13 protein-coding genes are annotated in these 11,086 nt (G+C 74.4%); 3 read left to right on the forward strand and 10 right to left on the reverse strand.

Translation table 11 applies throughout. From position 1 onward, the window contains the following. Positions 1-8: 8 nt before the first annotated feature. From ABID81_RS11660 to ABID81_RS11705, 10 genes are all read right to left on the reverse strand, one after another. Positions 9-1,988 carry a flagellar hook-length control protein FliK gene (locus tag ABID81_RS11660; protein ID WP_354594953.1) on the reverse strand — a complete coding sequence of 660 codons (1,980 nt, stop codon included), beginning with the start codon at positions 1,986-1,988 and terminating at the stop codon, positions 9-11. Beyond that, the gene (locus ABID81_RS11665) at positions 1,985-2,779 is read right to left on the reverse strand and encodes a C40 family peptidase (RefSeq protein ID WP_354594954.1); all 795 of its coding nucleotides are present in this window, start codon (positions 2,777-2,779) and stop codon (positions 1,985-1,987) included. The genes ABID81_RS11660 and ABID81_RS11665 overlap by 4 nt, the downstream gene beginning before the upstream one ends. Next, complete coding sequence (locus ABID81_RS11670; protein ID WP_354594955.1) at positions 2,776-3,234, reverse strand: flagellar FliJ family protein; 459 nt, start codon at positions 3,232-3,234, stop codon at positions 2,776-2,778. Before ABID81_RS11670 ends, ABID81_RS11665 begins: the two co-directional genes overlap by 4 nt. Then, complete coding sequence (locus tag ABID81_RS11675; RefSeq protein WP_354594969.1) at positions 3,234-4,577, reverse strand: FliI/YscN family ATPase; 1,344 nt, start codon at positions 4,575-4,577, stop codon at positions 3,234-3,236. Before ABID81_RS11675 ends, ABID81_RS11670 begins: the two co-directional genes overlap by 1 nt. Positions 4,578-4,663: 86 nt before the next feature. Then, positions 4,664-5,434, reverse strand: coding sequence for a FliH/SctL family protein (locus tag ABID81_RS11680; protein WP_354594956.1), 771 nt, complete (start codon positions 5,432-5,434; stop codon positions 4,664-4,666). A 171-nt stretch (positions 5,435-5,605) separates the two neighbouring features. Beyond that, the gene (fliG, locus tag ABID81_RS11685; RefSeq protein ID WP_354594957.1) at positions 5,606-6,661 is read right to left on the reverse strand and encodes a flagellar motor switch protein FliG; all 1,056 of its coding nucleotides are present in this window, start codon (positions 6,659-6,661) and stop codon (positions 5,606-5,608) included. Beyond that, positions 6,658-8,343: a flagellar basal-body MS-ring/collar protein FliF gene (gene fliF / locus ABID81_RS11690; RefSeq protein ID WP_354594958.1), complete on the reverse strand. Its 1,686-nt coding sequence runs from the start codon at positions 8,341-8,343 to the stop codon at positions 6,658-6,660. Before fliF ends, fliG begins: the two co-directional genes overlap by 4 nt. After that, entirely contained in the window at positions 8,343-8,699 is a 357-nt protein-coding gene (gene fliE / locus ABID81_RS11695; RefSeq protein ID WP_354594959.1) for a flagellar hook-basal body complex protein FliE, read from the reverse strand. Before fliE ends, fliF begins: the two co-directional genes overlap by 1 nt. Beyond that, positions 8,699-9,094, reverse strand: a complete 396-nt coding sequence (locus ABID81_RS11700) for a flagellar basal body rod protein FlgC (RefSeq protein WP_043596823.1) — start codon at positions 9,092-9,094, stop codon at positions 8,699-8,701. The genes fliE and ABID81_RS11700 overlap by 1 nt, the downstream gene beginning before the upstream one ends. Then, on the reverse strand, positions 9,094-9,438 hold the full coding sequence (locus tag ABID81_RS11705; RefSeq protein ID WP_054145348.1) for a flagellar basal body rod protein FlgB: 345 nt from the start codon (positions 9,436-9,438) through the stop codon (positions 9,094-9,096). Before ABID81_RS11705 ends, ABID81_RS11700 begins: the two co-directional genes overlap by 1 nt. Positions 9,439-9,630: 192 nt before the next feature. Here ABID81_RS11705 and ABID81_RS11710 point away from each other — a divergent pair, with 192 nt between their 5' ends. The 3 genes from ABID81_RS11710 (at position 9,631) to ABID81_RS11720 (ending at position 10,679) form a co-directional block, all read left to right on the forward strand. Next, a complete protein-coding gene (locus ABID81_RS11710) occupies positions 9,631-9,762 on the forward strand; it encodes a hypothetical protein (protein WP_354594960.1) in 132 nt (43 codons plus the stop codon). A gap of 162 nt (positions 9,763-9,924) precedes the next feature. Next, positions 9,925-10,128: a hypothetical protein gene (locus tag ABID81_RS11715; protein ID WP_354594961.1), complete on the forward strand. Its 204-nt coding sequence runs from the start codon at positions 9,925-9,927 to the stop codon at positions 10,126-10,128. Positions 10,129-10,250: 122 nt separating this feature from the next. Then, on the forward strand, positions 10,251-10,679 hold the full coding sequence (locus tag ABID81_RS11720; protein WP_354594962.1) for a hypothetical protein: 429 nt from the start codon (positions 10,251-10,253) through the stop codon (positions 10,677-10,679). Positions 10,680-11,086 lie beyond the last annotated feature (407 nt).

Raw genomic sequence — 11,086 nt, forward strand, 5'->3', positions numbered from 1 at the left:
TCTCCGGTTCAGGCCAGGACGTCGATCGACGTCGAGAGGGACGAGGAGGCGCGGGCACGGTCGACCGCACCCGTCGCGTCCAGGGGGTCGGTGGCGTCGCGCAGCGCACGGGCGGCACGGGCGTCGGCGGTGCGTGCGACGGCGGCGTCGCGGGCCTGACGGTCGGCGCCGCCGTCGGCACCGGTCTGCGCGCCGGCCGGTCCGCCCTGGCCGGAGCGGTCGCCCCGGGGGTCGGACGGCTGGTTCTGCGACGAGAGGTCGACGCTGGTCTGCTGACCCGCGCCTCCTTGTCCGGGGCCCGCCGCGGTCGCGAGGTCGCGGCGCAGGTCGCCGAGGATCGCCCGGACGGCGTCGCGACCGGCGTCCGACGCCGCGAACATCTCGACGTGCAGGCCGTGCGCCGAGACGTGCGCGCGCACCGTGACCGGGCCGAGCGCCTCGGGCGCGACGTCGACGGTGACCACGTGCACGCCGGGGCCCGCGGCCGCCAGCGTGAAGAGCGGGCGCGCGAGCTGCTGCGTGAGCGGAGCGGGCGGTGCGGCGGCCGGCGCCGGGGTCGCGGACGAGGAGGCGCTGGTCGCGGGGGCCGCGGACGTCGCGGCGGCCCCGGGCACGGCGAGCACGATCGGGTCGGCGGGTGCGGTCGCCGGGGTGGGCGCCGAGACGGTGGCGGCACCGGGTGCCGTCGGCGACGGACTCGCGGGACCGGACGTGCCGGATGCGCCGGTCGCGGTGGTCGCGCCGGACGTGAGGGTGGCCGACGACGAGAGGAGGCGAGCGTCCGACGACGAGGCGGGGCTCCCGACCGCTGATCCGGCAGGGACCGGATCACCGGTGACGGCGAACGCGTCGGGACGCACGGCCGATCCGCCGCGGGCCGGAGCGAGCAAGCCGGCCGGAGCCGACCCGGCAGGAGTGCCGACTGCACCCGTGCTCGTTGACCCCGTGCCGACGGTCGCGAGCGAGGCACCCTGCGCGGCGGACGCGGACGCGGACGCGGTGGCGGTGGTCGTCGGCGCGACCGGGGCGGACGCGCCGGAGGCCGACGCGGCGGTCGCGGAAGCGGCGGGCACGGAGGCACCGGTCGCAGGGGCGGTGGGCACGGACGCGGCGGCGGCGGCCAGGGCGAATCCGGCGGTGGCCGCAACCGTGGCGACGGCAGCGACTCCGGTCGAGGTGACGGCGGACGGCGACGTGGGGCCCGAGTCGGCGACGGACGGGTCGGGCACCGCTTCCGTCCCGGGCGCCTCGGAGGCGGAGGCGGAGGTGGGGTCGGCGGCGGCCACGGCCACGGACACGGCCGAGCCGACACGGACCGCATCGCCGGACTCGGCCGAGGCGTCACCGGAATCGGACGCTCCGCTGCGGGCCGGATCGCCGAAGGCGGAGGGGCGGGCCGAGAGCACGGCCGGGGACGTCGCGGCCGGGGTGGCCAGGGCCGGAGTGACCAGGGCCGGTGCCGCGAGGGCGGCGGCGGGACCGGGGTCGGTCGCCGGGAGCGTCTCGCCGTCGGCGACCGTCGTCCCGGCGGACGCGCCGTCCGTCGTCGGGGTGGACCCGGCTGCTGCGGTCGCGGTTCCGGGCTCGCCGGCTTCGGGAGTCGGTGCCGAGGTCGCGTCGGCGAACGGTCGGCGCCACGGCGAGACGGACGTGGGGTCGAGCGAGGACGATGCGACGGACTCGTCCGAGACGGGGGTCGAGGCCCCCGGGGCGTTCCGGTCGGCAGGACGGGCGACGTCTCGGGCGGGGTCCGGGTCGGCGTTCCCGTCGACCGTGCGGGCGTCACGCTCCGCGGGCCCGGCGTCACGCCGGACGGCGGCCCGGGTCGACGCGTGCTCGTCGCGCATGGCGGCTCCGAAGCCGGCCGCGGCCCGGTCGGCGTCGCGGGCGACGCCGGTCCCCGCCGCGCGCGACCCGGCGGGGGCGCGCAGCGACGACGCGTCGGACAGGGCAGGAGGCGCGAACGGCAGCGCGCGGGACAGGCTCACGAGGCCACCCCCGCGCTCATCATCTTCTGCAGGGCGGCCGTCATCAGGTCGGTCCCCGACGACGAGGTCGAACCCGTCCCGCCGGCAGGACCCGTGAGACCCGAGAGGCCCGACAGACCCGACAGCCCCGAGAGACCCGACAGGCCAGAGAGCCCCGACAGCGCCGACGACGCGGACGACGACGTCGCGGCACCCGCAGCCCCCTCGGCCGGCACGATGCGCCGGATCGTGCTGAGGTCGGAGTCCTCGTACCAGTTGTCGACGATCTGCACGTCCTTGCCCGGGCGGGGTGCGTGCAGCACCTTGCCGTCGCCGAGGTAGATCACGATGTGCCCCTCGCCCTTGGGCACGAGCAGATCGCCCGGCTTCGCCTCGGCGAGCGACGACACCTCGGCGCCCATCTTCGCCTGGTCGGGGACGACGCGCGGCATGCTGACGCCGAGGTCCTTGAACACGGTCTGCACGAGGCCCGAGCAGTCCATGCCCGTGCGGTCCTCTCCGCCGAACACGTAGGGCACGCCGAGGTACTTCTTGGCGGCCTCGACGACGTCCGAGCCGTCGGCCCCGCTGCCGCCGGCGACCGAGCCGGCCACGGCGTCCACGGAGGCGCTGGTCGCCGTCGCGCCCGTGCCGGAGGTCCCGGCGAGGGCGTCGGCGAACGCCGTGGCCGACGTCGTGGACGCGGCGGTGGCCGTCGCGGTCGTCGCCGCACCGGTCGCTCCCGCGCGCAGCTGGGCGATGGTCGCCTGGATGTCCTGGATTCGTGACAGGACCTCGGTCACGGGGCTCACGCCGCGCCTCCTGGGTTCTCGGGGTCGGTGCCGGACGGCGAGCCGTCGGGCCGGGGGCGCGAGGCGATCTCGTCGAGCGAGATCTGCTCGTCGCGGAGGTCGGCGGCCGCCTCGGCCGTCGCGTGCTTGGCCTCGAGCTTCTCGAGGCCGATCGCGGCACGGCGCGCCTCGTTGAAGGCGGCCTGCGCGGCGTCGGCGTCGGCCTGGCGTCGCTGCGTGACCGCGTCGAGCTCGGCCAGCATGCCGCGAGACGAGGCCCGCGACGCCGCCAGGGCGCTCAGCATCGCCGCGTCGGTCACCTCGGACGGCTCGTCGGCGAGGGTGCGCTTGGCGCGCATGCGCTCGTCGGCGGCCTCGCGGAGGCGCTCGTTGGCGTCGGCGAGGACGGCCCCGGCCTGGTCCTGCTGGGCGTGCCGCAGCCTCAGCAGGCCGAGCAGAGAGAACGGGCGGGCCATCAGACGCCCCCGAACCGCGAGGTCAGCGAGGCCAGGGCGTTCCACGAGTCGGCCGAGGCCGCACGATCGTCCATGCCCTGCTGCAGGAACGCGTCGATGGCGCCCTGGTGGTCGACGGCTGCGTCGACGAGCGGGTTCGTGCCGCGCTGGTAGGCACCGACGTCGAGCAGGTCCTGGGCGGCGCGACGCGCGGCCATGACCTTGCGCAGCGTGGTCGCCGCGGCGCGCTGGGGCGGGCTGGTCACCTTCGAGGCGACGCGCGACACCGAGCCGAGCGCGTCGACCGACGGGAAGTGCCCGGTCACGGCGAGCTTCCGGTCGAGCACGACGTGCCCGTCGAGGATGCTGCGGGCGGCGTCGGCGATCGGCTCGTTGTGGTCGTCTCCGTCGACCAGCACCGTGTAGAGGCCGGTCACCGAGCCGACGCGGTCCGTCCCGGCGCGCTCGAGCAGGCCGGCGAGCACCGAGAACGTCGACGGCGGGTAGCCCCGGGTCGCGGGCGGTTCGCCGACCGAGAGACCGATCTCGCGCTGGGCCATCGCCACGCGCGTGAGCGAGTCCATCATCAGCACGACGTCGGCGCCCTGGTCGCGGAACGACTCGGCGATGCGGGTCGCGACGAAGGCGGCGCGCAGGCGCATGAGGGCGGGCTCGTCGCTCGTCGACACGACGACGATCGACCGGGCGAGGCCCTCGGGCCCGAGGTCGTCCTCGAGGAACTCGCGCACCTCGCGGCCGCGCTCGCCGACGAGGGCGATGACGCTGACCTGGGCGTCCGAGCCGCGGGCGATCATCGACAGCAGCGACGACTTGCCGACGCCCGAGCCGGCGAACAGGCCGACGCGCTGGCCCTTGCCGACCGTGGTCAGGGTGTCGAGCACGCGCACGCCGAGCTGGAGGGGCGTGTCGATGCGGGCGCGGTGCATGGCCGACGGGGTCTCGTGGTCGAGGGGCACGAGGTCGACGCGACCGCCGTCCGAGCCGACCAGCGGTCCCTTGCCGTCGATGGGGCGGCCGAGGCCGTCGAGCACCCGCCCGAACAGGCCGGTGCCGGTCGGGACGAGCAGGGGCCGACCGGTCGAGCGGACGGGCGTGCCGGTGGTGATGCCGGTCAGGCGCCCGAGCGGCATGCAGCGGACGCCGTCCGGGGTGGTCGCGACGACCTCGGCGAGGTCCGAGCCGGCCTCGGTGCGTCCGTCGCCGACCGAGAGGATCTCGCCGACGGCCGCGTCGAGGCCGCGCACCGTGAGGCCGAGGCCGACGGCCGAGCTGACCCGGCCGACGCGCTGCGGGCGGGCCGCGGCGCGGGCGGCGGCCAGGCGGGGGGCGACCACGGAGGGCACGCGGGGCCGACGCGCGTCCCCGGCGACCTCAGCCGTGGCGAGGTCGACGGGGCCCGTCGCGAGGAGTGCAGGAGGCGCGGTGAGGGTCACGAGGCACCCCCGTCCGACGCCGGGTCGCCGAGCAGCGCCGTCCGGGCCCGGTCGAGCGCCGAGCCGAGGCGCGCGTCGACCTGGCCGACGCGCAGCTCGGCCTCGGCGTCGCCGCGGGCGAGGGAGGCGTCCGCCACGAACGCCACGTCGGCGGCCACGGAGTCGAGCGTGGCCGGCCCGAGCTGGGCGAGGTCGGCGGGGTGCAGACGGACGGTGACGACGTCGCCGGGTTCGGTCACCGCGAGTGCCCGGGCGACCGCGGCACGCGCGGTCCGCCCGGTGCGGGGACCGGACGGGGCGGGGTCGGTGGCGCGGGTCGACGGGTCGCCGGTGCCCGCGCCCCGGGTGCTGGCGTCGGCCCCGGGCAGGTCGCCGTCGACGGACTCGGAGGCGCGCAGCTCGTAGCCGAGGACCGCCTCGGCGAGCTCGAAGGCGGTGGCGACCAGCGCCTCCTCGGCGTCGTCCAGCACGGGGGCGATCCGGGCGTCGAGCGCCCGGGCCGACGCGGCCAGGGCCTCGACCGCGGACACGGTCGCGGCCTGCAGCCGGTGCAGCAGGTCGGAGTGCTCGGCCTCGAGGACGGCCCGGCGGGCAGCGAGCTCGAGTTCGGCGGCACGGAGGCCGGCGGCGTACCCGGCGGCGTGACCACGGGCCTCGGCCCGGGCGTCGTGCGCCTGACGGACGGTGGCGGCGTCGGACCCGGGAAGCGAGACGGACGGGTAGCTGACGCGCGCGAAGGCCGGGGCAGCGCCCTCGGGGGTCATCACGGAATCGAGCATCACGGGCCGTTCGGCGTTCGGGGGTGACGGCCGATCCGTGGCCTGGGGTGGGGTGAGCGATCCGTGCTCAGGGGCGACTCTCGGCCTGCGGCCGGTGGGCGTTAGCCCTTGCCCCGAAGGGGGGCCGCCGTCCCGCACCGGTGCGGGACGGCGGGCGGGCTACTCGACGAGGGCGTCGTCGTCGGAGCGGTGCATGGTGATGGAGCCCATCGCCTCGAGTTCGCGGATGGCGCGCACGACCGACGCCCGCGCCTCCTCGATCTGCGACTTGCGGACCGGTCCCATCGACTGCAGTTCGTCGTCCAGCAGCTCGCGGTTGCGCTCGGACACGTTGCCGCGGATGACCTCGGTCACCGCGGCCGGCGCACCCTTCATCGCCGTGGCGAGGATCGCCGCGTCGATGCCGCGCAGCACCTGCTGGATGTCGCGCGACTCGAGCTTGACGACGTCCTCGAACGTGAGCATGCGCGAACGCACCTCCTCGGCCAGCTCGGGGTCGCGTTCGTCGAGGCCCTCGAGCAGCGCCTTCTCGGTCGCCACGTCGCTGCGGTTGAGGATCTCGATCAGCGGCTGGATGCCCCCGACCACCTCGACCTGCTCACGGGGCGCGACGACGGCGCCGGCCCGCACCTTGAGCGTGGCCGCGACGATGCCGACCGACTCGGGGGTCGCCGTGCCCATCGTCGCGATGGCCTGGGCGACGTCGGCACGCAGCTCGACGTCGAGGCCCGACATCACGGCCGACGCCTGCTGGGGGCGCAGGTGCGCGAGGACCAGGGCGATGGTCTGCGGCAGTTCGCCGTCGAGCAACGTCACCACCTGGCCGGCCTCGGCCTCGTCGAGGAACTCGAACGACTTGCCGGCCATGTTCGACGCCATGCGCTCCATGACGCCGGCGGCGCGCTCCGAGCCGAACGACGCCTCGAGCAGCCCGACGGCGACGTCGTGGCCGCCCCGGCGCTGGTACCGGCCGCTCACGCTGAGGTCGTGGAACTCGGCCACGGTCGCGTCGGCCAGAGACGGGTCGACGCGGCGCAGGCGCACGATCTCGGCCGCGATCTCCTCGGCCTCGACCTCGCTGAACTCCTTCATGACGGCGGCCGCACGGGCCTGGTCCATCTGCATGAGGATCACGGCGACCTTCTGCGACCCGGTCAGGGGCTTGCCGACGCCGGGTGCCGCCGGAGCGCCGAACGCGGTGGGGACGAGGCTCATGCGGGCTGCCGGTCGTCCATGAGGCCGCGCAGCAGCTCGGCGGTCTTGCCCGGGTCGCGCTCGGCCATCGCGTCGATCTCGGCGCGGCGGCGCTCGGCCGAGACGAACTCGGGCGACGGCGTCGGGGCGTCGACCTCGAGCAGCTCGGTCTTGGCCTCGCCCATGCCGGGCAGGGTCAGGCGCGAGGTGGCGACGGCGTCGTCGAGCGACAACGGCATCGTGGCGTCCCAGGTCTGGGCGCCGTTCTGCGGGGCGAGCTCGCCGAGGTCGACGTCCTCGCGGTCCTGGCGACGGCTGCGGCGGGCGAAGACGATGAGGCCCACGATCGCGGCGATCGCGACGGCGGCGACGATGCCCACGGTGCGGATCGTGCCCCACATGGCCTCGCTGGCGCTCGCCGCGTCGGCGGCCTTGAGCGCTTCGGCGGCGGCGTCCGCGGCCGTCGTGTCGAAGTCGACCTGGGCGACCTGCACGGTGTCGCCGCGGGCCGCGTCGATGCCGGCGGCGGCGCTGACGAGGTCGCGCACGCTCTGCATGTTGACGCCGTTGGCCGCGGCCGAGTTGAGGGCGACCGACACGGTCTGCCGGCTGACCTCGCCGGCCGGCACGTTGAGGCTCTCGGTGACCTTGTCGACGGCGTTGTTCTTGGTGGTCGACTCGTTGGTGTAGCCACCGTCGGCACCGGTGCCCGCCGTGGTCGTGCCGTCGGTGCCGGTGGGCACGGCGATGTTGTCGGGGCCGAGCACGCCGGTCGCGCCGGTGCCGCCGGCACCGTTCGCACCCGAGCCGTACTCCTCGGTCGAGCCCGACTCGTTGAGGGCGATCGGGCCGCTCTCGGGCTGCGAGAACGACTCGGTGACCTTCGTGCCCGAGCTCTGGTCGAGGTCGGCGGCGACCACGACCGACGAGTTGCCCGGGCCGACCATCTTGTCGAGCATCGCCTGCACCGAGGCCTGGACCTTCGACTCGTAGTCGCTCGCGTCGCCGCCCGCGCCTCCCACGGCTCCGCTGCCCACGGCCGACAGCACCGTGCCCGAGGCGTCGGTGACGGCCACGTCGGTGGCCTTCATGCCCTCGACGGAGGCGCTGGTCAGGTTGACGATGGCCTGCACCTGCTTGGAGTCCAGCGTCGCGCCGGCCCGCGTCTCGACGAAGACCGAGGCGGTGGGGTCGCGCTGCTCGGAGACGAACACGGAGTCCTCGGGGATGGCGAGCTGGACGCTGGCGTTCTGCACGCCGTCCATGGCCTTGATCGTGTTGGCGAGCTCGCCCTCGATGGCGCGCTTGTAGGTGACGTTCTGCTGGAACTCCGACGAGGTGACACCCATGGTGTCGAGCAGCGAGTAGCCGCCGTCGGCGCTCGCGGCGGGCAGCCCGGCCGCGGCGGCCTTGAGGCGCTCGTCGTAGACGACGCCCTCGGGCACGAGGATCGTGCCGCCACCCGCGGTCAGCTGGTACGGCACGCCGTCGGCCTGCAGCAGCTCGACGATGGCGCTCGCGTCGGTGGGGTCGATGCCGCTGAACAGCGGCGTGTAGGTCGGCTTGCCCAGCCAGCTGACGAGTGCGACGACGCCCAGCACGAGGGCGGCGAGCAGGATGACGGCGATCGTGCGCTGCGCGATCGTGAAGCTCTTCAGGGCGGCACCCAGCTTGGCGAGCTGGCCCTTGACGGCGGTGGGCATCAGGCCTGCATCCTCATGATCTCGTTGAAGGCGTCGACGCCCTTGTTGCGGACGGCGCTGACCAGTTCGAGCGTGACCTGCGCACGCGTCGCGGCGATGGTCGCGTCGTGGATGTCGGTCAGGTCACCGGTGACCGCCTTGACGGCGAGGGTCTTCGCCTCGGACTGCAGCTGCTGCAGCCCCTCGACGGCACCGGTCATGGTCGCGCCGAAGGTCGCGCCCGAGGCCGAGGAGGCGCCGGTCGCGCCGGTCACGCCCGTCACGTCGGACGCGCCGCCGGCCTGCATCAGCGAGCCCACGTCGGCGTAACCGCTCTGCTGCACGGCCCCGAGGGCCTGGATTCCTGCGATGGGCATCAGCCACGTCCGATCTGGAGTGCGGCCTCGTAGGCCGTCTTGGCACGGTCGACCACGGCGGCGTTGGCCTGGTAGCCACGCTGCGCCATGATCAGGTCGCCCATCTGGGCGCCGAGGTCGATGTCGGGCATGCGCACGTACCCCTCGGCGTCGGCGAGCGGGTGGTCGGGGAGGTACGTGACGCGGCCGGCCTCGCTGCCGTACCGGTCGGCCTTGACGAAGACGCCCGAGGTGCCGGCGCCCTCCTGCACCTCGACGTAGCGGGCCTGGAAGGCGGTGTCGTCCATCGACTTGACGGTGTTGACGTTGGCGATGTTGTCCGAGACGGCGTCGAGCCACTTGCGGTGCACGGTCAGGCCGGTGCTCGCGATGCCGATCGCGTCGAAGGCGGTCATCAGTTCGTCCGGAACGCGGCGCGCACGGCCGTCAGCTCGGAGTTCATGGCCTGCGTGGCGAACTGGTACCGCAGCACGGTGTCGACGTTCGACAGCGTCTCGGTGTCGAGGTTCACGTTGTTGCCGTCGAGGCGCGTGGGCTCGAGGCTGCGCGACGTGGACGCCTGGACCGCTCCGCTGCCGGCCGCGACCGACCTGCCCAGCGCCTCCTCGAACTGCACCCGCTTGGCGGTGTAGTTCGGTGTGTTGACGTTCGCGATGTTCGCGGCGATCGTCTTCTGGCGCAGCGAGAGACCGTCGAGGGCGCTCTGCAGCGCCGCTTGCGTCACGGATTCGAGTGGCATGCCTGTCCCGGTGGGGTCGGTGGAGTGCGGGGGGCCGATCCGTGGCCGGGGTGTGCGAGCGATCCGTGCTCACGGCGCTCTATCGGCGGGGCGCGGGTCGACGTAAGCGGTGGGTGGGCAGCTGCCCCGTAGTGGGGGCGCACGCCGGCTGCTGCTGGCGTGCGCCCAGGACCGGGGGACGGAGGCGCACGCATGGACGAGAACGGCCGACGGCTGTCGGGCCTCGGGGTCGTGCTGCCCCTGCTGCTGTGGCCGGTCGGCTTGCGGATCGGCCTCCAGCGACAGCCCGCCGAGATCGCGTCACTCTGGTGGTTCGTCGGCTGACAGCCCTCCGCCGGTGTCGTCCGCCGGGGCCCGGTGGCACGATGAACGAGCAGCGCTCGGGGCAGCGGGCGGACAACAGAGCATCCGTCACTGTCGTCGACAGGAGTGACCCGGCTCGAGACGGGCTTCAACGTTGCCTCCGCAGGGCAGGAGAGCGGACCGATGCGAGGACACTTCAACTGGTGGTCAACCAAGTCGTCCGCCTTCCGGCAGGTCATGGGTGTCCTCACCGGCGGTGACGTCGAACCCTTCGTCGAGGACCCCGAGGGTGAGAGCCACAAGTGGGACGTCGGGGTCGACGACCTCCCGGTCATGCAGGACGATTACCGACGCCGGACGATCGCTGTCGAGACGGGGCAGGGGTGATGAGGTCCCTCCACGCTGCCGGCGCACTGACGGGCGTCGTCCTGCTCGCCTTCGTCACGGCCTGCACGTCGGGCTCGCCTGCGCCTGATGCCTCCCCCACCCGCTCGTCCCAGGAGGACACCGTGACCATCGACCAGACGCAGATCAAGGCCAACGAGATCGCCCATGCCGTGCAAGCTCTCATCCCCAGCGACCAGGTCACGTCGGTCGAGGTCGTCGACGACAGCGCGGGCTCGCTGCTCGGTGGCGACGTCGATGCCGATTCGAGTGTCGTCGAGTGGCACGTACAACGCACCATCTCGCTGCGGGAGCCGGCGAACCAGTTGCAGCTGACCGACCACGCAGTGGACGAGTTGGGGTCGTCGGGCTGGAAGGTCGTCTACGACGGTGAGACGACCGGCGCGGGAGGCCGATGGGTGGAACTGACACGGGACGCCGACGAGGGGTACCAGATCCGCCTGCAGGCCGGCGACGACGGCTCGGCACCCGCCGTCCTGTCGCTCGCCGTGACGGGCCCGACCGTCGAGACCGATGGTGACGCAGCGACGTGACGTTCCTCCTTGGGTGACCGCCGCGCGCTCTGCGTCGTCGTGTTGGGCCTCGCGCTCCTCACGGCATGCAGCACTGGCACGACCGGGCCTCACGATGCGGACGACGGACTGTCCATCGAAGAGACCCGCACGGTCGCCACGGAACTGCTCGACGGCCTCCAGGACCCGACAGCTCCGTCAACCGCCTGATCGACGTCCAGGTGAACGGCCCGGTCGTCGAGACCGCACCCGCGGACTGAGCCGAGTCGCGCCTCCTCGGATGCGCGCCTGACAAGGAGGCGCAGTCGCACCGCCGACTGGACGTGGGCCCCCCCCCCGGGGGGGGGGGGCCGGCCCGCGGGGGGGGGGGGGGGGGCCGGGGGGGCGGGGGGGGGGGGCCGGGGGGGGGGGGGGGCCCGGCGCGCCCC

The sequence above is a fragment of the Frigoribacterium sp. PvP054 genome, from assembly GCF_040547465.1.
Lineage (GTDB): Bacteria > Actinomycetota > Actinomycetes > Actinomycetales > Microbacteriaceae > Frigoribacterium.

Excerpts from the sequence above, each read along its gene's own strand:
- ABID81_RS11670 (WP_354594955.1), bottom strand. The coding sequence starts at position 3,234 with ATGGCCCGCCCGTTCTCTCTGCTCGGCCTGCTGAGGCTGCGGCACGCC.
- fliG (WP_354594957.1), bottom strand. The coding sequence starts at position 6,661 with ATGAGCCTCGTCCCCACCGCGTTCGGCGCTCCGGCGGCACCCGGCGTC.
- fliF (WP_354594958.1), bottom strand. The coding sequence starts at position 8,343 with ATGCCCACCGCCGTCAAGGGCCAGCTCGCCAAGCTGGGTGCCGCCCTG.
- fliE (WP_354594959.1), bottom strand. The coding sequence starts at position 8,699 with ATGCCCATCGCAGGAATCCAGGCCCTCGGGGCCGTGCAGCAGAGCGGT.
- ABID81_RS11700 (WP_043596823.1), bottom strand. The coding sequence starts at position 9,094 with ATGACCGCCTTCGACGCGATCGGCATCGCGAGCACCGGCCTGACCGTG.
- ABID81_RS11705 (WP_054145348.1), bottom strand. The coding sequence starts at position 9,438 with ATGCCACTCGAATCCGTGACGCAAGCGGCGCTGCAGAGCGCCCTCGAC.
- ABID81_RS11710 (WP_354594960.1), top strand. The coding sequence starts at position 9,631 with ATGGACGAGAACGGCCGACGGCTGTCGGGCCTCGGGGTCGTGCTGCCC.
- ABID81_RS11715 (WP_354594961.1), top strand. The coding sequence starts at position 9,925 with ATGCGAGGACACTTCAACTGGTGGTCAACCAAGTCGTCCGCCTTCCGG.